Source organism: Brevundimonas sp. UBA5866, assembly GCF_002432125.1.
GTDB lineage: Bacteria > Pseudomonadota > Alphaproteobacteria > Caulobacterales > Caulobacteraceae > Brevundimonas.
Window position 1 is genome coordinate 84,094 of sequence record NZ_DJFS01000026.1, and the last position, 19,906, is coordinate 103,999.

General features: G+C 63.1%; 23 protein-coding genes. 6 read left to right on the forward strand and 17 right to left on the reverse strand.

Going from position 1 to position 19,906, the window contains the following annotated elements; genetic code table 11:
• Positions 1–27: 27 nt before the first annotated feature.
• From fliN to B3H86_RS02875, 14 genes are all read right to left on the reverse strand, one after another.
• The gene (gene fliN / locus B3H86_RS02810) at positions 28–360 is read right to left on the reverse strand and encodes a flagellar motor switch protein FliN (protein WP_292051047.1); all 333 of its coding nucleotides are present in this window, start codon (positions 358–360) and stop codon (positions 28–30) included.
• On the reverse strand, positions 360–1,016 hold the full coding sequence (locus B3H86_RS02815) for a flagellar assembly protein FlbE (protein ID WP_292051048.1): 657 nt from the start codon (positions 1,014–1,016) through the stop codon (positions 360–362). The genes fliN and B3H86_RS02815 overlap by 1 nt, the downstream gene beginning before the upstream one ends.
• Positions 1,016–2,053 carry a flagellar motor switch protein FliG gene (gene fliG / locus B3H86_RS02820; RefSeq protein WP_292051050.1) on the reverse strand — a complete coding sequence of 346 codons (1,038 nt, stop codon included), beginning with the start codon at positions 2,051–2,053 and terminating at the stop codon, positions 1,016–1,018. The genes B3H86_RS02815 and fliG overlap by 1 nt, the downstream gene beginning before the upstream one ends.
• Positions 2,053–3,699, reverse strand: coding sequence for a flagellar basal-body MS-ring/collar protein FliF (gene fliF, locus B3H86_RS02825; protein WP_292051051.1), 1,647 nt, complete (start codon positions 3,697–3,699; stop codon positions 2,053–2,055). Before fliF ends, fliG begins: the two co-directional genes overlap by 1 nt.
• Before the next feature lie 176 nt (positions 3,700–3,875).
• Positions 3,876–4,964 (reverse strand): Glu/Leu/Phe/Val family dehydrogenase, encoded by a 1,089-nt coding sequence (locus tag B3H86_RS02830; RefSeq protein WP_292051052.1) that lies wholly within the window; start codon positions 4,962–4,964, stop codon positions 3,876–3,878.
• Between the two features lie 99 nt (positions 4,965–5,063).
• Positions 5,064–6,080 (reverse strand): alpha/beta fold hydrolase, encoded by a 1,017-nt coding sequence (locus B3H86_RS02835; protein WP_292051053.1) that lies wholly within the window; start codon positions 6,078–6,080, stop codon positions 5,064–5,066.
• Positions 6,080–6,712: a uracil-DNA glycosylase family protein gene (locus B3H86_RS02840; RefSeq protein WP_292051054.1), complete on the reverse strand. Its 633-nt coding sequence runs from the start codon at positions 6,710–6,712 to the stop codon at positions 6,080–6,082. The genes B3H86_RS02835 and B3H86_RS02840 overlap by 1 nt, the downstream gene beginning before the upstream one ends.
• On the reverse strand, positions 6,696–7,007 hold the full coding sequence (locus B3H86_RS02845; RefSeq protein ID WP_292051055.1) for a DUF3253 domain-containing protein: 312 nt from the start codon (positions 7,005–7,007) through the stop codon (positions 6,696–6,698). The genes B3H86_RS02840 and B3H86_RS02845 overlap by 17 nt, the downstream gene beginning before the upstream one ends.
• Before the next feature lie 100 nt (positions 7,008–7,107).
• Positions 7,108–7,725: a glutathione S-transferase family protein gene (locus B3H86_RS02850; protein WP_292051056.1), complete on the reverse strand. Its 618-nt coding sequence runs from the start codon at positions 7,723–7,725 to the stop codon at positions 7,108–7,110.
• Positions 7,726–7,788: 63 nt separating this feature from the next.
• Positions 7,789–9,060, reverse strand: a complete 1,272-nt coding sequence (locus B3H86_RS02855; protein WP_292051057.1) for a NupC/NupG family nucleoside CNT transporter — start codon at positions 9,058–9,060, stop codon at positions 7,789–7,791.
• A 104-nt stretch (positions 9,061–9,164) separates the two neighbouring features.
• Complete coding sequence (locus B3H86_RS02860) at positions 9,165–9,749, reverse strand: hypothetical protein (protein ID WP_292051058.1); 585 nt, start codon at positions 9,747–9,749, stop codon at positions 9,165–9,167.
• Positions 9,746–10,927, reverse strand: coding sequence for a M48 family metallopeptidase (locus B3H86_RS02865; protein WP_292051059.1), 1,182 nt, complete (start codon positions 10,925–10,927; stop codon positions 9,746–9,748). Before B3H86_RS02865 ends, B3H86_RS02860 begins: the two co-directional genes overlap by 4 nt.
• Before the next feature lie 13 nt (positions 10,928–10,940).
• Positions 10,941–11,663: a hypothetical protein gene (locus B3H86_RS02870; RefSeq protein ID WP_292051060.1), complete on the reverse strand. Its 723-nt coding sequence runs from the start codon at positions 11,661–11,663 to the stop codon at positions 10,941–10,943.
• Between the two features lie 128 nt (positions 11,664–11,791).
• Positions 11,792–12,670 (reverse strand): branched-chain amino acid aminotransferase, encoded by an 879-nt coding sequence (locus B3H86_RS02875; protein WP_292051061.1) that lies wholly within the window; start codon positions 12,668–12,670, stop codon positions 11,792–11,794.
• Between the two features lie 96 nt (positions 12,671–12,766).
• Here B3H86_RS02875 and B3H86_RS02880 point away from each other — a divergent pair, with 96 nt between their 5' ends.
• The 3 genes from B3H86_RS02880 (at position 12,767) to B3H86_RS02890 (ending at position 15,454) form a co-directional block, all read left to right on the forward strand.
• On the forward strand, positions 12,767–13,501 hold the full coding sequence (locus tag B3H86_RS02880; protein ID WP_292051062.1) for a response regulator: 735 nt from the start codon (positions 12,767–12,769) through the stop codon (positions 13,499–13,501).
• A gap of 18 nt (positions 13,502–13,519) precedes the next feature.
• A complete protein-coding gene (locus B3H86_RS02885; RefSeq protein ID WP_292051063.1) occupies positions 13,520–14,872 on the forward strand; it encodes an ATP-binding protein in 1,353 nt (450 codons plus the stop codon).
• A 123-nt stretch (positions 14,873–14,995) separates the two neighbouring features.
• Positions 14,996–15,454, forward strand: a complete 459-nt coding sequence (locus tag B3H86_RS02890; protein ID WP_292051064.1) for a hypothetical protein — start codon at positions 14,996–14,998, stop codon at positions 15,452–15,454.
• Here the strand turns inward: B3H86_RS02890 and proC are convergent.
• The 3 genes from proC to B3H86_RS02905 form a co-directional block, all read right to left on the reverse strand.
• On the reverse strand, positions 15,444–16,238 hold the full coding sequence (gene proC / locus B3H86_RS02895) for a pyrroline-5-carboxylate reductase (RefSeq protein ID WP_292051065.1): 795 nt from the start codon (positions 16,236–16,238) through the stop codon (positions 15,444–15,446). The two genes, B3H86_RS02890 and proC, sit on opposite strands and share 11 nt — an antisense overlap.
• Position 16,239: 1 nt before the next feature.
• On the reverse strand, positions 16,240–16,743 hold the full coding sequence (locus B3H86_RS02900; RefSeq protein ID WP_292051066.1) for a YbjN domain-containing protein: 504 nt from the start codon (positions 16,741–16,743) through the stop codon (positions 16,240–16,242).
• A gap of 91 nt (positions 16,744–16,834) precedes the next feature.
• Entirely contained in the window at positions 16,835–17,077 is a 243-nt protein-coding gene (locus B3H86_RS02905; protein ID WP_292051067.1) for an accessory factor UbiK family protein, read from the reverse strand.
• A 552-nt stretch (positions 17,078–17,629) separates the two neighbouring features.
• Between B3H86_RS02905 and lgt the strand changes: the two genes are divergently transcribed.
• From lgt to B3H86_RS02920, 3 genes are all read left to right on the forward strand, one after another.
• Positions 17,630–18,499 carry a prolipoprotein diacylglyceryl transferase gene (lgt, locus tag B3H86_RS02910; protein WP_292051068.1) on the forward strand — a complete coding sequence of 290 codons (870 nt, stop codon included), beginning with the start codon at positions 17,630–17,632 and terminating at the stop codon, positions 18,497–18,499.
• A gap of 85 nt (positions 18,500–18,584) precedes the next feature.
• Entirely contained in the window at positions 18,585–19,610 is a 1,026-nt protein-coding gene (locus B3H86_RS02915; RefSeq protein ID WP_292051074.1) for a class I SAM-dependent methyltransferase, read from the forward strand.
• Positions 19,607–19,906 (forward strand): laccase domain-containing protein (locus B3H86_RS02920; RefSeq protein ID WP_292051069.1); only part of this gene is annotated, 300 nt, incomplete at its 3' end. The genes B3H86_RS02915 and B3H86_RS02920, both read left to right, overlap by 4 nt.

Here is a 19,906-nt window from a genome sequence, read left to right on the forward strand (position 1 = left end):
CTCTAATCCTTCTCACGCGGTCGCCGCTCAGGCGCCCTTGTCGTCCGTCTTGATGATTTCCGTCATGGTGACACCCAGACGGTCCTCGACCAGCACCACTTCGCCGCGCGCGACCAGACGGTTGTTCACGAAGATATCGATCGCCTCGCCGACCTTGCGGTCCAGCTCCAGCACCGATCCCTTGTTCAGTTTCAGCAGCTGCGACACCGACATGTTCGCCTTGCCCAGCACCGCCGAGATGTTCACCGGAACATCAAAGACAGTGGCCAGATCGGCAGCGGTTTTCTCGCCGACATCGTCCGGCAGGGCCAGGGCGGTGGAGTCTTCGAACTCTTCCAGAGGCAGGTCATCGGTCGCCATCAGAAGGCACTCCCGTCAGAGAACGTGGGGGAAACAGAATTATCGCCGTTCAGTGCGGCATTGATGCGTTCGCGCAGCCGCGTTTCGACCTCGGCCGGATCGAAACTGGCGCGTCCATCGCTCCACTCCAGCGAAAAGGCCGCGGCATGGGGGGCATCATCGCGGAATGCGACCAGTCCGCTGAAACCGGCCTGCTGGCACAGTTGCTCGATCTGGTGGCGGCCCTCGGCATCCAGACCGTGGGCGCGGATCACCAGACGGGGAGAGGCATCGATCTCTTCGGCCAGTTGCTCGATGGCGGCTTCCAGCGGGCGGCGCGGGTAGATGTCCATCGCCGAAGACGCCAACGCACGACCGCAGACCAGGCTGAGTTCAGCCGATTGCTGCCGATGCTGCTCGACCGCAGCCTCCATACGGGTCGCGGCCTCGACAACGCTCTGTGCCACGGCAGACAGGGCATTGGCGCGCAAGGCCTCGACCTCTGACAGGGCTTGCTGGCGGCCTTCCAGACGGGCCCGGGCGATCAGCGCCTCGACCTCGGCGGGCATGTATGAACGCTTGGGCGGCTGCCAGTCGGACTGTTGCAGCACGCGGCCTTCGGCATCGAACTCGGTGTCGAAGATGAACGGACGGGCGTTGTGGGGCCTGGTGTTCATCAGTAGATCAACTCGTCATCGCCGCCCTGACCGGCCAACATGATTTCACCGCGCGCCGCCAGATCCTTGGCCACCTGCACCATCGCCATCTGCGCGGCATCCACGTCCTTCAGGCGGACCGGCCCCATCGACTCCATGTCCTCGCGCATGATCTTGGATGCGCGCTCGGACATGTTGGAGAAGAACATCTCGCGCAGGGAATCCGACGCGCCCTTGAGCGCGAGGCCCAGTTGATCCTTCTCGACAGCCCGCAGCAGGGTCTGCACGCCGCCCGGATCGAGCTTGGACAGGTCCTCGAACACGAACATCAGGGCGCGGATACGTTCGGCGGCGTCGCGGTTGCGCTCTTCCAGCGCGCCGATGAAGCGGGCCTCGGTCTGGCGGTCGAAACTGTTGAAGATTTCGGCCATCAGCTCGTGGCTGTCGCGCTTGGACGTGCGGGCGAGGTTCGACATGAACTCGGTACGCAAGGTCTGCTCGATCTTGTCGAGGATGTCGCGCTGTACCGGCTCCATGCGCAGCATGCGCTGAACACATTCCAGCGCGAAGTCTTCCGGCAGGGCCGTCAGCACGCGCGAGGCATGTTCCGGCTTCACCTTGGACAGCACCACGGCGACGGTCTGGGGGTATTCGTTCTTGAGGTAGTTCGCCAGAACCGCCTCGTTCACATTGCCCAGCTTGTCCCACATGGTCCGGCCGGCAGGGCCGCGGATTTCCTCCATGAGGGCATCCACGCGGTCCGGCGGCATGAAGGATGCCAGCAGGCGCTGGGTCTGTTCATACGACCCCATCAGGGCGCCGTTGCCGCCCAGACCCGAGACGAACTCGACAAGGATTTCCTCGACCACCTCGGCCGTGACAGTACCAAGGCCCGCCATCGCCTGCGAGACTTCCTTGATTTCGTCCTCTTCCAGACGTTCCCACAGGGCGGTGTGTTCCTCACCCAATGACAGCAGCACGACAGCGGCCTTTTCAGGGCCGGTCAATTTGCGGATATCCTCGACCGCAGGGGCTTTTGTGACGAGACGGGCGGCCATCAGGCTTCATTCATCCACGCGCGAAGGATCGCGGTGGATTCCTCTGGATGGGCCTCGACGAAATCGGCGACCTTCTTGATGGATGAAGCCTTCACCTGACCCTCGATACGGGCAATGTCGATGCGCTGCTCCACCTCGGTCGGGCCGGGCAGCATGGCGGGGTTCACACCGGCAGGCAGGGCACCGCCGACGAGTTGCTCGTCAACCGAAGTCACATTCTGGGCTACCGGGGTCTTGCCCGGTTTGTCCGATGCGGTTTTCAGCAGCGGTCGCAGGACAAAGAAGATCAGCAGCAGGGCCGTGATCGCCAGCACAGCCAGCTCGATCCCGCGCATGATGTCGTTCTTGTCGAAGGCAAAGTTCGACAGCAGACCACCGGCCTCGCCACCCTCGCCGCCCGCAGCCAGTTCGGCATCGCGGTTGAAGCGCACATTGATGACCTCGATCTTGTCGCCACGCTCCGGATCGATACCGACAGCCGCCGCGACCAGCGACTTGATCTGGGCCACTTCCTCTTCGGTACGCGGAGCATAGGTCGGTGCGCCCTTGCCATCGGCAGCCGGGGTATATTTGCCATCCACAGCCACCGACACCGACAGGCGCTTCAACTCGCCCGGTTCACGGACGGTGGTCGTGGTGGTGTTGGAAATCTCGTAGTTGGTCGTTTCGGCGTTCTCGGCAGCGGTCGAGGCCTGATCGGCTGCGCCGGGGTCCTCGCCGCCCGGAATATTGTTGGTGGCCGTCACGCCGCCCAGCGGAACGCCGGTGGTGTCACGCGACTGCGAACCCGTGGTCGAGCTGGAACGCACAACCTGGCCATCCGGATCGAACTTCTGTTCCTGGATGGTGGCGCGGGTGTGGTCGATATCGGCCGTCACCTGGACGCGGGCGGCACCGGCACCGACAACACCTTCGACGATATCCTTGATGCGGGCCTGCATCTGGGCCTCGGTCGTGGCCTTGGCGGCCTCGGCAGTGGCGGTGGTGAAGCTTTGATCTTCCGAACCGGCGGCCAGGGTGCGGTTGGCCTGATCGGTCACGGTCACCTTTTCCGGCTTCAGGTTCGGCACGGAAGACGCCACGACGTTGCGGATGGCGCGTATCTGGTCAGGCGACAGGTCACGGCCCGACAGGCCGACCACCACCGCCGCCGTCGGGTCGATGGCTGCCGACTGGAACAGTTCGCGGCGCGGCATGGTGATGTGGACACGGGCCGAGCTGATACCGCGCATCGAGGTGATGGTGCGGGCCAGTTCGCCCTGCAAGGCGCGCTGTTCGTTCAGGTTCTGCTGGAACTCGGTCTGGCCCAGCACCGACTGGTTGTCGAAAATCTCGTAGCCGACCGAGCCGGAGGTCACGAGCCCCTGCCCGGCCAGCATCAGACGGGCCGTACCGACCTCGTCGCGGCTGACGAAGATGGTGGAGCCGTCGCCCTTGGCAGAATATTTGATACCGGCCTGATCCAGCGCCGCGCTGATTTCGGCGGCTTCCCGAAGGTCGAGGTTTGAATACAGCAGGGCATCGGGGGCTTGCCCGACGCGCAGCATAATGGCCAGCAGTACCGCAGCCACACCGGCGGAAACGCCCAGCACGGCGGCCAGTCGACCGATCCCGAACTTTTGTATTGCCGCAGTAAAGCCGCCCACGCGCCCCGCCCATCAGACACATTCGAAGCCTTACTGCTCCGCTAGGCAGAAAGTGCCGCCTGCTTGGTAAACGTGGCGTTAAGAGGGGTTAAGAAGCTTTGCGGATACGTTGATCCACGAATCATAAAGGGTGGCCCTATGGACCACCCCCTGATCATCCAAGCTGATGGATGGTTTTAGACTTTCAGCGCCGCTGCCTTTTTGTCGGCAGCCGCCTTGATGCGCTCTTCGGCGATGGCGTCCGCGATCTTGTAGGTCGGCTGGTTCTCGCGCTCGGCACGTTCGAGGATTTCCTCGAAGGTTTCCATCAGGCGGGCCAGCTTGCCCTCGACCCATGCCGGATCATAGGCGGTGCCGTTCTGGCGTGCGTTCATTTCCGACGCCACATTGATGATGCCGCCGCCGTTGACGACGTAATCCGGTGCATACAGCACGCCGCGACGGTGCAGTTCGTCACCGATATCCGGCGTGGCCAGCTGGTTATTGGCGGCACCGCAGATGGCCTTGACCTTGAGCTGGTCGAGGGTGGTCGGGTTCAGCGTCGCACCCAGCGCGCACGGCGCGTAGATGTCGGCTTCGACCGAATAGATCTCGTCAGGCGAGACGATGGTCGCGCCGGTCTTTTCGGCCACGGCCTTCAGGTTGTCCTGGTTGACGTCGGTGATGATCAGCTTGGCACCGGCGGCGTGCAGCTTTTCACACAGATAGGCACCGACGTGGCCGACGCCCTGGACCGCGACCGTCAGGCCGCTCATGTCGTCCTGCTTGAACAGGCGGCGGGCCACGACCATGTTCGAGCGGAACACGCCCTCGGCGGTCACGGGGCTGGGGTCACCCGAGGCTTCGGGGCCATCCTTGAGGCCCAGCACATACGGGGTCACCTTGCGGGCGTGGGCGATATCCTCGACCGAGGTACCGACGTCCTCGGCGGCGAAATAGTTGCCGCCCAGACCGTTCAGGAAACGGCCGAACGCCTGAAACAGTTCGGGCGTCTTTTGGGTACGGCTGTCACCGATGATGACGGACTTGCCGCCGCCCATCTCCAGATCGGCGATGGCGTTCTTGTAGCTCATGCCTTTCGACAGGCGCAGAACGTCCTCCAGCGCCTCTGCGGCGGTGTCATAGTTCCACATACGGGTGCCGCCCACCGCCGGACCGCGGGCGGTCGAGTGCACAGCGACAATAGCTTTCAGCCCGGTTTTCTCGTCATAGAAGGAGTGAACGCCTTCATGCTGCGCGAAACTGGGAGAATCAAAAAGGGTCATGCCTATTCGGCCTTTCCTGGGGGTATTTTTATTCTTCGCGCATACGCTCAAGGTCGAGCGACCGCAAGTCGAAGAGCGATGTATTCCCCAAGGTAAAGTTCAGGATCGAGACCGTTCGATGGCCGGGCGAACGGCTACGGCGCTGGAAGGTAAGGGTTTATCGTCCAGCCATGCGGCAATATCGGCATAGACCGCCTCAGCCCCCAGATCGCGGTTCAGCAGGTGCCAGCCTTGCGGATAATAGGCTGTCTGCAGATACGGATTGTCCGCGGCACGATCCAGCGCCAGCCGCATCGGCCCTTTGGTAATGATCTGGTCATGCGCCCCATAGGCCAGCAGGGTCGGCACCCTGACCTGTGACAAGCCCAGACTGGCCTCCTCCATCAGATCGACCAGTCCGTGAAGCGCATCGAACCGTGTGGACAGAATGAAGCGCGGGTCGCGCCCATTGCGCAAAAGCTCCGTCACATTGTCGGTCGCCCGAACACGGCGCGTGGCAAACGAAGGCGGCTCCACGCGATGCGCCCCGGCAAAACGCGCCGCGCCCCACAGGCCTATACGATTGAGCGGGTTCTGGCTGGACCATCCCCATACGGCCGGTCCCAACAGTATCAGCCGGTCCGCCTGCGGCGGCTTTTCCGACGAAAAGGCGGTAATGCCGATGGCCCCGCCCATGCTCTCGCCTGCTATAGCGATAAGGGTGTCGGGATGGCGGGCACGCACCAGCGCCACCACAGTACGCAAATCCTTGCGACTGAGTTCCGGATCGGCCCAGATGCCGCGATTGGGAGCGCCGCCGAAACCGCGCTGGTCATAGGCCCAGACCTCGATCCCCTGCTCGGCCCACCACGGCCCCGCCAGACGGAACGAGGCGGCGTGATCGTTAAAGCCATGCAGGGCGATGATGACCGCGCGTGGCTCGCCTTTTGGCGACCAGCGATGGAACGGCAGCCGCGCCCCGTCCTGAACCACGAATTCACCGATGGAATGGGCGCGTTCGACAATCTGCGGACCCTGGAAACCGGCGGGCGGTGTCATGGCCTGCTGGACCGTTGGCGCGCACGCCCCCATGCCCAGCAGCAGAACAGAGATCAAAAGTGCGGATACGGTTTTCATCATCTGAATGTACCGCTCTTTGCACCCGACCGCATTTCGGGCGACAGGATTTGCGACACGCGCGCCCGCAGGTGCGGGACCACTTCGTCCTCGAACCACGGATTGCGCTTCAGCCACGCCGTATTGCGCCATGACGGGTGCGGCATCGGCAGAAGCTGCGGACCGTATTCGCGCCACGCCCGCACCGTCTCGGTCATGTTGGATTTGGCGCGGTCGCCCAGAAACCAGTCGATGGAATAGGAGCCGACCAGAAGGATCAGATCCATCTGCGGCAATGTCTCGAACAGGCGGTCGCGCCACAGGGCCGCACAGCGCGGCGGGGGCGGATAGTCGCCGCCCTTGGGGTTGGTGCCGGGGAAACAGAAGGCCTGCGCCGCCACGCCGATACGGTGATCGGCATAGAAGGTACCGTAATCCACCCCCATCCATTGGCGCAGGCGGTCGCCGGAGGGGTCGGTAAAGGGCCGTCCGCTTTCATGCACCAGACGGCCCGGTGCCTGACCACAGATCAGCAGCTTCGTCTCGGGAAAGACCCGGATCACCGGACGGGGCGTATGCGGCAGGTATGGCGCACACGCCCGACAAGCGCGGATCTCGTCCAGAAGCTGGTCCAGATCAGAAGTCGTCTTCATCCTCGACTTCGGGCTTGGGCGGCAGTTTGGACAGGGCCAGCGCCGTCTCGTCCGCCGTCGGCAGACGCAGTCGGGTCACGCCGCGGAAGGCGTCGGGGTCAACCGGCTTGCCCTTTTTGGTGATGGTCAGCTTGCCCTGACGCATCAGGCCCAGCGCCGTGGCACGGACCTTCGGCAGCATACGCTGCCACTGCTCGGGCTGCAGGATCTTGGCAATTTCAGCCGGCTCGACGCTCTTGCCCTCACCCAGTTGGTTCAGGCGGTCGAAGATTGCGGATTCGATGGGATCGCTCATGGCCGCCCTTATGCGTCAGGTCCGCGCCGGAAGTAAGGCCCGACATTGATCGGTGACGCTGGCCAATACGAAAAAAGGCGGCCCGCGGACCGCCCCTTCCCTATTTGAGCCCCGCCGAAGCCGCAGGCCGCGCGTTGCAGGCCGCCAACCAGCGGTTCAGATGCTCGTACTCTTCAGGCGGGCGGTATTTGACCATACGACCGAAATCGACACCGCAGGTGCCGACGATATCGGCCAGCGAGAAACGTCCTGCCAGATATTCATTATCGGCCAGATGGCGGTTCATCGCCTTCATGAACTTCTCTGCGGTGGTCTTGTTATAGGCACCGACCTCCGGCACGGGGGTCTCGAGCGCGGACAGGGCCGGATGGGTCATCCGCACGAACATCATCATCGGATTGGCCAGGTAAATCTCGGCCCGGCGGGTCCACATCTCGATGATGGCCGTCTCCTTGGGATCGACGCCCAACAGGTTCGGCTCGGGGTACAGGGCTTCCAGATAGCGGGCGATGGCGACCGTTTCGGTGAAACAGGTGCCGTCATCCAGCTCCAGCCCCGGCAGGTGGCCGATCATGAACTTGTCGCGATAGGCAGGCTGTCTGTGCTCGCCCCCCATCAGGTTCACCTCGATGACCTCGATGTCGGTGATGTTCTTTTCGGCCATAACCCACGCCACGCGGCGCGGGTTCGGTGCCAGCTTGGTCGTATAGAGTTTCATCGTCCCGTCCCCAAAGAGAAGGGCCGCATGAGCGGCCCTTAGTTTTCTTTGAGAACGAAGTTATCAGGCAAAAATGCTGGCGGGCAAGGCGCCCACGATACAGGCCGTCATCAGGGTGGCGAGGAAGCCGCCCAGCAGGGCCTTCCACACCAGACCCAGCACTTCCTGACGGCGTTCCGGCAGCAGGACCGACAGGCCCGTCACCGTAATGCCAACCGAGCCGATGTTGGCAAAGCCGCACAGCGCATAGGTCATCAGCATACGGGTGCGCTCGCTCATCGCTTCCGGCGCGATCTTGCCCAGTTCGATAAAGGCCACGAACTCGGTCAGGGTCAGCTTGACGCCCAGCAGCCAGCCAGCCTTGGACGCCTCGGCCCATTCTACGCCGGTCAGCCACGCGATCGGGGCGAACAGGACGCCGAGGATACGCTCGACCGACAGGGCTTCACCACCGATCCAGAAATTGCCGAGGATCACGTTCACCAGCGCCACGAAGGCGACGAAGGTGATCAGCACCGCCGAGATGTTCAGCACCACCATCAGGCCGTCCGCCGTGCCCTTGACGATAGCGTCAATGGCGCTGTCGTATTTCAGGGCCGAGGAATAGTTCGCGTTCTCGCCGCCCTCACCCGGCTTTTCCGGAATGAGGATGCGGGCCAGAAGAACTGCAGCGGGGGCCGATACCACCGAGGCCACCAGCACGTGACCAGCAGCGTTGCTGAGAACCGGCGACAGGATGGTCGCATAGGCCACCATGGTCGAGCCGGCCACGGTGCCCAGCCCCACCACCATCATCAGAAAGATTTCCGAACGCGACAGCTTGTCCAGATAGGCGCGGATGACCAGCGGGGTTTCCACCATGCCCAAAAAGATGTTGGCCGCCACGGCCAGAGCCGACGCACCGCCCAGGCCCATCGTGCGCTGGAACAAGAAGCCGAAGCCGAGGGTCAGCCACTTCAGGATCTTCCAGTGCCACAGCAGGGCCGAAAGCGCCGAGATCACGATCACCAGCGGCAGGACGTTGAAGGCGAAGGTGAACAGCGCGCCCTGATTTTCAACGACATAGGGCTGATCGCCGCCCGCCAGATAGCCGAACACGAACTGGGTGCCCTTGGCGGTGGCCTCTTCCAGACCCTTCACCGAGTTGTTGATCGCATCCAGCACCACCTGCGAGCCGGGGATGGCGAAGGTCGCCAGCACCAGCGCGGCCTGCAACAGGATGGCCCCGATGGCCAGACGCCACGGGAAACGCTTACGGTTTTCGGAAATCGCCCAGCAGCCAGCCACAATGACGGCAAGGCCCAGCAGGCTTTGGAGGTTCAGCAGGGTGAACATGGTCCGGCTTCTCTACGCCGGATGCCCGGCTGATATCTAAAGCCGCTTGAACGCCAGCGCGGGCGCAGAGGCAAGCCCCTACACCCGCACCTTAGCTAAAAAGATTAGAAAGCGAGGCTATCCATCGCCGCCGCCGCCGAGGCCTGAGATTCCGGATAGAAATGTTCTTCCGGCGACAGGTAGATGGCGACATAGGCCAGATCGTCCTTGACCACGACCTGACCGAAGCCCTTGATCCTCAGCCCCGAAACGGTCGCCGCCGCGATATCGAAACGTACACCGCGTTGGCCCGAAACATTCACCGGACGCGGGGATGCCGTCTCGACGCGCTGATAGCCATAGGCATCGACGCTGTCGCGGACGAACTCGACCTGTTCGATGATGCCCATATCGGCGCGCCATGCCGGCGTGGTCTTTTCGCGGCGGCTGTTGGGGCGGGCCAGATGCTGCCCTTCCTTCAGACCCCCGCTGAGGTACAGGCTGTTCAGGACCGGACCATCCAGCGTCAGCAGGCGCACGCCTTTGGGATTGGCGGTTACCGGCGTCACATCGTTCCAGCTACGGTCCAGCGTATAGATGCTGTTACCGGCCTTATAGGGACCGCTGACCTCGGCGATCGAAACGCACGCCGCCATCGAGGCCGATAATGCGGTGATGGCGACAAACTTCAGGCTCTTGGAAAGTTTCATTGTCCGTCCCTTTCAAGACGAGCGAGCTGGTCTTCAATGATCCACAGGTCATCGGCTTCAGGTGCCAGTTCGCGGTATTTGTTCAATGCATCGCGGGCCGCTGCCTTATTGCCCGCACGGATTTCGAGATCGCCCAACTCGCGGAAGGCCACCACCGGAACATCGGAATGCGTCGCCGCCGCCCGATAGGCTGAAAGGGCGAGAACATCGTCCCCCTCTTCGCGGCGACGGCGGTAGACCTCGGCCTTGTGATAGTTGATCAGGCCCAGATCCTCGCCGTCACGACCCAGCCTCTCGAGCAGATGGAGCAGGCGCCCGAAATCACGATTGCGGTGCTCGTCCTCGATCCATTCCGCCAGATAGGGTCGAATGATCGCCCGATAACGCAGACGGTCTTCGCGTGTGGTGCCCCGCATGCCCAGTTCACGGGCCTGCTCGCTCAAGGTCTTGACTCGGGTTTCGGTCAGCGGGTGCGTACGGAAAGCCGAACCGCTGGCCTCTGCGTTGCGCACGCGTCGGAAGCTGGATTCCTTGTTCTCGGCCTGCAGGTTGAGCCAGATCGACGGCCCTGCCGATGCATCGAAACCCACCTTGTCCGCAATCTGGAGCCCCAGTTGGTCGGCCTGGCTTTCCTGCGTCTGGCTATAGGCAAAGACGCCCGAAACCCCTGCCAGATAGGCAGCGTCGATCACGGCGCTGACGTCTACCTGATAGTAGAGACCGGCCGCGCCCACACCGAGCGAGAAAACCGTAAGCGCATTGCTGACAATCTTCTGCTGGCGCAGTCTTTCGTACGAATGCTCTTCCAGAAAGTGCGCGACCTCGTGGCCGATCACAAAGGCCAGCTCGTCTTCGGTCTCGGCGCGTAGCATCAGCCCCGACCACACCTCGACATAGCCGTTGGCCGCAGCCGTGGCGTTGAAGACGGGCCGATCCATCACATAGACACGAATATCGCGGCAGTGATCGGCGGCGATCCTGCACGTCAGGTCCGAGACATAGGCATTCAACGCAGGATCGTTGTTGCGGTCACTGCGCCGACGGGCCTGTGTTTCCGCCTCCTCGAACATGGCCCAAAGTCCCGCCTCTGCCGTTTCGGGCCTGGGCGGTTCGCCCGGGGCGCGGACCTGGGCCTGCGCCAAAGGAGCCAGGGCCAGCAGCGATGCCGCTGCGGCCATTGCTATGGTGGCTTTACTGGCTTGCATCGGCCTGATCGACCACAGCCAGAGGGGCATCCTTGAGCAGGCTGCGGACCAGGGACTGGGCACCGGCATCATCGCGCATATCGGCACCGGGTCCGGCAATGGCATAGTTCACCCAAACCACCTGTCCGGTTTTCAGATCGACCAGAGAGGCCATGATCTGCTGCTGGCCCAGCGGAATACCGACGCCCAGCGCACTGGCGAAAATGGCAGTGGCGATACGGCCCCCGCTCGCATAGGTCCCCTGTCCGGAAACGAACAGGGCATAGTCGGCGTCGAAACGCTCGCCTACCAACTGCGCGCCTTCGCCTATGGTCCACTGGAAGTCGTCCTTCTTGGTGGCCAGCTTGGCACCGGCATAGCCGTTGTATTCATGGGCGATGATGGCCTGGATGACGGCCTCGTTCAGTCGCACCACCTGTCCCAGACGGCCTTCCATCAGTTCATCGACATTGCCGACCACATATTTGTGGCTCTCGCCGGCCATCGACGTCTGGATATGGCGCAGGACATTGACCCGCGCCTGCTGGCTCCATTCCGCGCGCGGTTCGGTGACCCCGCCCGCCGTCAGGAGTTCCAGATTGATACGCGGCTCGACGATCAGCACAGTCGAACCCGCTTCCGGCGAGCGAACGCTATCCGCCTTGCGCACAGCCGTAGTGGTGCAGGCCGCCATCATCAGGCAGGCGGCTGCTATAAGCAGACGTTTCATATTTCCCCCCACGGTTGCGCCCCCGCGCAACCTTTCATTTCGCTGATACACTCAACCTTGACCGACGCAAACAAAAACGGCGGGCCGTGAGGACCCGCCGTTATGCAGTTTGGGGATAAGAAGAGAGCTTACAGCTCGCCGCGGACCAGTTTTTCGTAATCCGACATCAGGCCGAGGCTGATCTCGCCCGGGACGAAGCTGTATTCGCCGACCGAACCGACCGGAGTGACTTCTGCGGCCGAGCCGGTCAGGAAGCATTCGCTGAAATCAGCCAGTTCTTCCGGCAGGATGTTACGTACCACCACCTCGATGCCCTTGGCCTTGGCCAGATCGATCACGGTCTGGCGGGTGATGCCGTTGAGGATGTTCGACACGTCCGGCGTATGGATGACGCCATCCTTGACGAAGAAGACATTGGCACCGGTGGCTTCGGCCACATAGCCGCGCCAGTCCAGCATCAGGGCGTCGGCAAAGCCGCGCTGCTCGGCGGCGTTCTTGGACATGGTGCAGATCATGTACAGGCCGGCGGCCTTGGCGGTCGACGGAGCCGTAGCCGGATCCGGACGGCGCCATTTGGCCCACTCCAGCTTGATGCCCTTCTTCTTCACCTCAGGGTCGAAGTAGGACGGCCATTCCCAGACCGCGATGGCCAGATGGACCTTGTTGCCGATCGAAGACACCGACAGCTTGTCCGCACCCAGATACGCCACAGGGCGAATATAGCAATCTGTCAGACCGTTACGGGCACAGGTGTCCTTGCAGGCCTGATCAATCTCGGCCACGCTATAGGGAATCTCGAAGTCGAGCAGTTCGGCCGAGCGTTTCAGGCGTTCGCTGTGTTCAGTGAGCTTGAAAATCTCGCCGTTATACATCCGCTCGCCTTCGAAAACGGACGAGCCATAATGGAGGCCATGGGTCAAAACGTGCGTTTTTGCTTCGCGCCAGGGAACGAATTCCCCGTCGAACCAAATCCAACCGTCGCGATCATCGAAAGGAACTATGGCCATCTGCAATACATCTCCCTGTACCTTGGGCCGTTTTAGACCCCTATCGACGCCCGACGTCAACGTCGATAACCACGAGATTTCTACCGGAGCGCCCCGTTGAGCCTTCACGATCCCCGCAGCAGCCGTTCCGGCCCCGTCGCCGCAGCCGGCAGTGGACGACATTTGCTGATCGTCGACGACGATGACCGTATCCGCGAACTGCTCAAAGAATTTCTGGCCCGTGAGGGCTATCGCGTCACCGGTGCCGCCCACGCCGGTGCGGCCCGCCGTCTGGTGGAACTGATCGAGTTCGACCTGATCGTGCTGGACGTGATGATGCCGGGCGAAAGCGGATTTGATCTGACGACCTGGATCCGCTCTCAGGCCGCCCTGTCCAAGACGCCCGTACTGCTGCTGACGGCCAAGGGCGATCCGAACGACCGCATCGAGGGCCTGTCGCGCGGGGCCGACGACTATATGTCCAAGCCGTTCGACCCGCGCGAACTGGCGCTGCGCATCGAGGCCATCCTGCGCCGCACGGGCGGCAAGCCGCTGACCGCTCGCGAAATCAAGATGGGCCCCGCCGTCTTCAACATGGAGCGGCTGGAGCTGACCGTGAACGGCCAGCCGCAGCGCCTGACCGAGGCCGAGGCCCAGCTGCTGAAGACCCTCGCCATCAGCGCCCACGCCCCTGTGGAACGTATGGCCCTGTCGCCGGACACCGCCGACATCACGGGACGCGCCGTCGATGTTCAGGTCACCCGCCTGCGCCGCAAGCTGGAAGTGGACCCCAAGAACCCGCGCTACCTGCAAACCGTGCGCGGTATCGGCTATATGCTGGCCCCTGATTAAGCGGCGGAGCGTATCGCCATGCGGCTGACGCCGTTCAATGTCTGGGCGCGATGGTTGAAGCGCCGACTGCCGACCTCGCTTTGGGGCCGGTCGTTGCTGATCATCATCATTCCGGTGCTGATCATGCAGGGTGCGGTGACATTCGCCTTCTTCGACGCCCACTGGCAGACGGTGACTTCGCGTCTTTCCGACAGTCTTGCCGGGGATATCGCCTGGGCGGCAGAAAGCTATCGCGACGACCCGACGCCAGAAAATCTGGCTGTCATCATCGACCGCGCAGAACGCAACATGCAGCTGTCGATCGCGCTGCAGGAAGACACCACCCTTCCGACCGAGCAAAAGCGCGGCCCCATCGGAGTGATCGACCGCACGCTGGAAAACGCCCTGCGTTCGCGCCTCTCCGAGCCCTTCTGGTACGACACCACCCGCTATCCGGCCTATGTGGACATTCGGGTGCAGGAACAGGATGACGTGCTGCGCATCATCGCCCCGCGTGAACGGGCGGTGGCCACACAGGCGCATATCTTCGTGCTGTGGCTGATGATCGCCACCGTGCTGCTGCTGGCGGTGGCTGTCGTGTTCATCCGCAATCAGGTACGCACCATCGAGCGACTGGCAGAGGCCGCCGAAGCTTTCGGTCGGGGCGAGTCCGTACCCCGCTTCAAACCGCATGGTGCCCGTGAAGTGCGCGCCGCCGCCAGCGCCTTTCTCGAAATGCGCTCGCGTATCCAGCGCCATATCGACCAGCGCACCGCCATGCTGGCATCGGTCAGCCATGACCTGCGCACGCCCCTGACCCGCCTTCGTCTGGAACTGGCGCTGGCTCCACCGTTCAAACGTTCAGAGGCCATGCGCGCCGACATGGACGAGATGGAGCATATGATCGACGAATACCTCGCCTTCGCCCGCGGCGAAGCCGGAGAAGCCGCCCAGGCGGTAGACGTGCGCGACGCACTGGAACGGGCCGCAGCCGACGCCCGCGGTGCCGGTGCCGAAGTCGAGGTGCACGCCCCCGAGAATCTCAGCGTCCCTCTGCGCCCTATGGCCTTCCGCCGCGCCCTGAGCAATCTGGTCGGAAACGCGGCCAGCCACGGCGAGAAAGTCCGCCTGTCGGCCCGCGCCCTCCCCTCGGGCGGCGTCGAGTTCGTGGTCGAGGATGACGGTCCGGGCATTCCCGAAGACATGCACGACGAAGCCTTCCGCCCGTTCTCGAGGCTGGACCCTTCGCGCAGCCAGAACCGAAAAGGTGTGGGTCTGGGTATGGCCATTGCCCGCGATGTCGCGCGCGGTCATGGCGGCGACATCCTCTTGGGCCGCAGCGATCTGGGCGGACTGAAAGCGTCAATCCGCCTGCCCGCGCCCAAGGAATAGTTGACCCACCCCCTAGATTTTACACTCCGAAACAACCATGTTCGGAGTGTTCCAGGGGGGCCTGGACATAATGGAGTGTTCGATATGCGCTCGTTCGCAAAGTTGGCTGTAGTTGCTGCCGCAATGACGATCGCCACATCTGGAACAGCCCTGGCACAGCCCCAGGCTATCAATGTCACCATCGCGCCGGCCTTTGCCGAAAAAGCCAAAAAACTTGGCGAGCGCGAGGTCAATGACCAGATCGCCGATCTGACCCGCACCCTGAACCGCACCCTGACGCGTGAAAACGCGCTGGAAGGCGCTGTTCTGGATCTGGTGATCACCGATCTGGTGCCGAACCGACCGACCATGCAACAGCTGACCGACCGTCCGGGGCTTGATGCCATGCGCAGTGTCTCTATCGGCGGTGCCGCATTCGAAGGCACCATCACTATGGCAGATGGCACCAAGCAGAACGTCAAGTACGACTACTATACCCCGACGATCCAGGACTCGGTCGGCTCAACCGTCTGGACCGACGCTAGCCGCGCCTATTCGCGTCTGGCCGCGGCTCTGGCCGCTGGGCGTTACGTCAAACGCTGAGTTCGGTCGACTTATCGACAGCCGCTTTCACGGCGCCTTGGACTGGACGGTCCAGGGCGCCGTTTTCATTCAGCACCTCAAGGCCCGCACGGGTCACACCACCCGGCGAGGCCACGCGGTCGATCAGTGCATCGAGGCTCTCGTCACCGACAACGCCCGCTGCGGCTGAGCGCAGGGTGGCGCGGGCCAGACGCACGGCCACATCTTCCGGCAGGCCCTCTGCGACACCGGCCTCGGCCAGTGCGCGGGTAAAGGCAAAGAAATAGGCCGGACCGCAGCCTGACACAGCCGTGGCGGCGTGCATCAGGTCTTCGCTGTCCAGCACAGCCGTCTCGGCGATCGGCTCGAACAGGGCCATGCCCTGCGCCAGAGCATCCGCATCCGACGACCACAGGCTGGCCACGCCCTTGCCCTGCGCCACGCCGGTCGTGGGCATGACACGTACGACCCTGCGGCCATCAAAGCCCGCCGAAATGGTCGTTTCGGGAACGCCCGCCATGACCGATACGATCACGGCGTCCTTGTTCAGATGGGGCAGGATGTCCTGTGCCGCCTCGACCCATTTGGCGGGCTTTACGCCGATCACAAAGGCCTTGGCCTCGGCCAGCGTTTCCAGCGGCGGATTGATGCGTGCGCCTAGCGCCCTCGCCTTTTCGGCGGCGGGCTTTTCGCTGGGGGTCAGGATGATCAGGTCTTTGGGATCGACCGCACCTGTCAGCAGCCACCCCTCAAGGATGGCAGACCCCAAACGACCCACCCCTTGAAGAACAACTGCATCGGACATTTCAGGCGTTACCTACGGTTTCAAACAGACAGGCGTCGATGGCTTCCTGCGGCTTCTTCGCGCCGCGCACCATGAAATCGAACGCCGGATAATAACGGTCGGCGGCCTCGACGGCGGCATCGATCATGGATGCGGCCTGCGCCAGGGTCGGGCGCTCGCCGTGCGGCAGGGCCAGAGCGTGGCGGAAGACCACCTCACCCTCGTCCGGCCAGATTTCGAAATGACCCAGCCAGGTGCGCTGGTTGATCATCGAGGCCAGTTCATAGGCGGCGGCACGGCGGCTCTTGGAGACGCGCAGGTCCAGCGCCAGGCACAGTTGCAGGCAATCCCCTTCGGGACGCCATGCAAACCACAGCTCATAGTCCTTCCAGCTACCGGCAAGGGCAAAGGCCAGGTCGCCTTCATCCGTACGGTCGAACGGCAGGTTCTCCGCAACAAGAACGTGTTCGACCACGTCCAGCGGATCAAAAGGCAGTTCGACCTCGTCGGGTCTAGCGGCGTCCATCAGGGCTTCAACTTCTCAAACTGGGGCGACTCAACAAGGCCGCAAACAGGACGGTAGGCGTGTTCGGAGATTCGGCTCAACGGGCCGAATCTTACGATTCTGTGGAGGGGTTGCTGTTCGCCCCCTTCAGTGCCGCAATCTCGGCACGCAGAGCGGCGATTTCGTCCTTCAGGACATCGAATTCGTCACGGCGAACCAGATCCATTTCGGCCACCAGACGGTCAGCCTGTGCGCGCCAAGCGGTTTTAGCCTCTTCGCCGGCAGCCTGTGCCAGTCCCATGGCACCGGTCGTCATCTTGGCGATTTCGTCGAGAATTGGATTGCGGGTCTGCATCAGACGCCTCCCATCCGGTCGGGTTAACAAATGCTCACCCGAATTGGTGAACGAAACCTTTCAATCAGGTGCTTCGCGGCTTTGTTCAAGCGCATTGCCAAATTTCGAGGTTTTCCAAGCTTTGCTATTGACCCCTATTCATAGCTCCCTAAATCGAACGGCGTTATTCAACTTAAGGATACGCCATGAGCGACATTCCATCCGCACGCGCAGAAATCGCAGACATTGCAGATCGCCTCCGTGGAGGAACGTTGACACCCGTAGCGGCTGCCGACCTCCTCGACACAAGCGTCACACCCAAACTTTTCAGGAGCCGCAAGGCACGCCAAGCGCCCATACAATCTCGACCGATGAACCGCCGCCTTGGCAATACGGTTCGACTGCTAGCCGCCACAACAAATCTCACCGAAGCTCAGATCGCTGCGAGAGTTAACATTAACCCAGGTCGCGTCTCTGAGGCCCTCAACGGTCGCTGGTAGTTCATTCACAGGTTGAGACATCGGGAGGCAACCCTGCTAAATCTTGCGAGTGTACAAGCAGGAGCCTTCCCCATTGACCTTCCCAGAGTTTGATCCGGTCCTGATCCATCTCGGCCCGCTACCCATCCGCTGGTACGCACTGGCCTATATCGCCGGCATCGTTCTGGGCTGGATGTATGCCGCGCGTCTCATCAAGACCCCGCGCCTCTGGGCCGGTGGCAAGCCGCCGCTGACCGGTCCGCAACTGGACGATCTGGTGTTCTGGATCGTGGTCGGCATCATTCTGGGCGGGCGCTTCGGCTATGCCGCCTTCTACAATCCCTCGCTGTACGGCCAGATCTTCACGGGCAGTTCGCTGGGCGAGCGCCTGGAGATCCTCCAGATGTGGACCGGCGGCATGAGCTTCCACGGCGGCTTCCTCGGCGTGGTGATCGCCTGCGCCGTATTTGCCTGGCGCAAGAAGATCAGCCCCCTGAGCCTAGGCGATCTGATCGCCCCCGTGGTGCCGATCGGCCTGTTCTTCGGTCGCGTGGCCAACTTCATCAACGGCGAACTCTGGGGTCGCGAAACAACCGTTCCCTGGGCCATCCGCTTCTGCAACCAGAAGATCCTGGAAACCTATGGCCAGTGCCCCGCCGGTGACGCCCCGCGCCATCCAAGCCAGCTCTATGAAGCCGGCCTCGAAGGTCTGGCCCTGTTCATCATCATGTCGCTGGCCATCTGGAAATGGGATGCCTTCAAGCGCCCGGGTCTGGTGACCGGCATCTTCCTGGCCGGTTACGGCGCAGCGCGCGCGGCACTGGAGAATGTGCGCCAGCCGGATGCACACCTGTCGGACCTGCCGCTGGGCCTGACCATGGGCATGATGCTGTCGGTGCCGATGATTATCGTCGGCCTGGTCCTGATCGTCCGCGCCCTCAAGCGTCCGGCGCTCGAGGCCTAAGACAGTGCCCTACGCCTCCCCCGCCGACGGCACGTCGCAAAGCCTGAAGGACCGTCTGGTCCGCGAGATCATCCTGACCGGCCCCATGACCGTGGCCGACTATGTCACCCGCTGCCTGCACGATCCCAAGGGCGGATACTATGCCACCCGTCCGGCGCTGGGCGAGCGGGGCGACTTCATCACCGCCCCGATGGTCAGCCAGATGTTCGGCGAGCTGATCGGCCTGTGGGCGGTCGAGACATGGCAACGGCTGGGCGCGCCCGAAAAGGTGCGCTTTGTCGAGGTCGGTCCCGGCGACGGCACTCTGATGGGCGATGCCCTTCGCGCCGCCCGCCTGTCGCCCGCCTTCCTGGAAGCCGCCGAGCTGATCCTGATCGAGCCGAGCCAGCCGCTGCGTCATGAACAGGCCCGCCGTCTGGCCGATGCGGACCTGGAACCGCGCTGGGTCAAATCGCTGGCGCAGATCGAGACCGACGCGCCGGTGATCCTCGTCGCCAACGAGGTGCTGGACTGTCTGCCTGCCCGCCAGTTCGTCAGAACCGACGGTGGCTGGGCCGAGCGCCGCATCGGCGTGGACGACGCCAACAACCTGATCTTTGGCCTGACCGCCATCAGCGAGGGCTTCGAGACGCCCGAACTTGAGATCGAGGTCGGCCAGATTCTGGAAATATCCGAACAACAGGCCGCCTTCGGGCGCGACCTTGCGGCACTGGTCGCGGCCACGTCGGGCGCGGCCCTGCTGATCGACTATGGCCGCGCCAGGACCGAGGCCGGAGACACCCTCCAAGCCCTTAAACGTCACCGGAAGGTCGGCGTTCTGGACGAACCCGGCGAAGCGGACCTGACCCAATGGGCCGACTTCCCGCTGGTGCTGGAAGCCGCCGTCCGCAGCGGCGCCGACGTGACCGGATGCATCGGTCAGGGCCTGTTCCTCGCGCGTCTGGGTATTGTCGAACGGGCCAAGGCGCTGGCCGCCGCCCGCCCCGAGGCCGAGGACGTGATCCTGCGCCAGTTCCACCGCCTGACCGCCCATGACCAGATGGGCGAACTGTTCAAGGTGGCGGCGATCTTCTCGCCGCGCTCGCTGACCGTTCCGGGGTTCGAAGCATGACACCCATCACCCATCCCCTGCTCGACCTTGCCGGCATCAAGCACGGCTTCTTCACCCGCGAGGGCGGCGTGTCCGAGGGCATCTATGCGGGGCTGAACTGTGGCGTCGGCTCCAAGGACGATCCGGCCCGCGTGGCCGAGAACCGCCGCCGCGTGGCGCAATGGTTCGGCGGCGACAGCGACGACCTGTGCGGCTGCTACCAGATCCACTCCGCCCACGCCGTAGTGGCCGAGAGCGGCTGGAAAGGCGAACGCCCCGAGGGGGATGCCGTGGTCACCCGCGCCACCAGCCCCATC

Excerpts from the sequence above, each read along its gene's own strand:
- B3H86_RS02900 (WP_292051066.1), bottom strand. The coding sequence starts at position 16,743 with ATGGACGCCGCTAGACCCGACGAGGTCGAACTGCCTTTTGATCCGCTG.
- proC (WP_292051065.1), bottom strand. The coding sequence starts at position 16,238 with ATGTCCGATGCAGTTGTTCTTCAAGGGGTGGGTCGTTTGGGGTCTGCC.
- B3H86_RS02855 (WP_292051057.1), bottom strand. The coding sequence starts at position 9,060 with ATGTTCACCCTGCTGAACCTCCAAAGCCTGCTGGGCCTTGCCGTCATT.
- fliN (WP_292051047.1), bottom strand. The coding sequence starts at position 360 with ATGGCGACCGATGACCTGCCTCTGGAAGAGTTCGAAGACTCCACCGCC.
- B3H86_RS02860 (WP_292051058.1), bottom strand. The coding sequence starts at position 9,749 with ATGAAACTTTCCAAGAGCCTGAAGTTTGTCGCCATCACCGCATTATCG.
- B3H86_RS02890 (WP_292051064.1), top strand. The coding sequence starts at position 14,996 with ATGACGATCGCCACATCTGGAACAGCCCTGGCACAGCCCCAGGCTATC.
- B3H86_RS02870 (WP_292051060.1), bottom strand. The coding sequence starts at position 11,663 with ATGAAACGTCTGCTTATAGCAGCCGCCTGCCTGATGATGGCGGCCTGC.
- B3H86_RS02865 (WP_292051059.1), bottom strand. The coding sequence starts at position 10,927 with ATGGCCGCAGCGGCATCGCTGCTGGCCCTGGCTCCTTTGGCGCAGGCC.
- B3H86_RS02845 (WP_292051055.1), bottom strand. The coding sequence starts at position 7,007 with ATGAGCGATCCCATCGAATCCGCAATCTTCGACCGCCTGAACCAACTG.
- fliG (WP_292051050.1), bottom strand. The coding sequence starts at position 2,053 with ATGGCCGCCCGTCTCGTCACAAAAGCCCCTGCGGTCGAGGATATCCGC.
- B3H86_RS02905 (WP_292051067.1), bottom strand. The coding sequence starts at position 17,077 with ATGCAGACCCGCAATCCAATTCTCGACGAAATCGCCAAGATGACGACC.
- B3H86_RS02835 (WP_292051053.1), bottom strand. The coding sequence starts at position 6,080 with ATGAAAACCGTATCCGCACTTTTGATCTCTGTTCTGCTGCTGGGCATG.
- B3H86_RS02885 (WP_292051063.1), top strand. The coding sequence starts at position 13,520 with ATGCGGCTGACGCCGTTCAATGTCTGGGCGCGATGGTTGAAGCGCCGA.
- B3H86_RS02915 (WP_292051074.1), top strand. The coding sequence starts at position 18,585 with ATGACCGTGGCCGACTATGTCACCCGCTGCCTGCACGATCCCAAGGGC.
- B3H86_RS02850 (WP_292051056.1), bottom strand. The coding sequence starts at position 7,725 with ATGAAACTCTATACGACCAAGCTGGCACCGAACCCGCGCCGCGTGGCG.
- B3H86_RS02875 (WP_292051061.1), bottom strand. The coding sequence starts at position 12,670 with ATGGCCATAGTTCCTTTCGATGATCGCGACGGTTGGATTTGGTTCGAC.
- B3H86_RS02815 (WP_292051048.1), bottom strand. The coding sequence starts at position 1,016 with ATGAACACCAGGCCCCACAACGCCCGTCCGTTCATCTTCGACACCGAG.
- B3H86_RS02830 (WP_292051052.1), bottom strand. The coding sequence starts at position 4,964 with ATGACCCTTTTTGATTCTCCCAGTTTCGCGCAGCATGAAGGCGTTCAC.
- B3H86_RS02840 (WP_292051054.1), bottom strand. The coding sequence starts at position 6,712 with ATGAAGACGACTTCTGATCTGGACCAGCTTCTGGACGAGATCCGCGCT.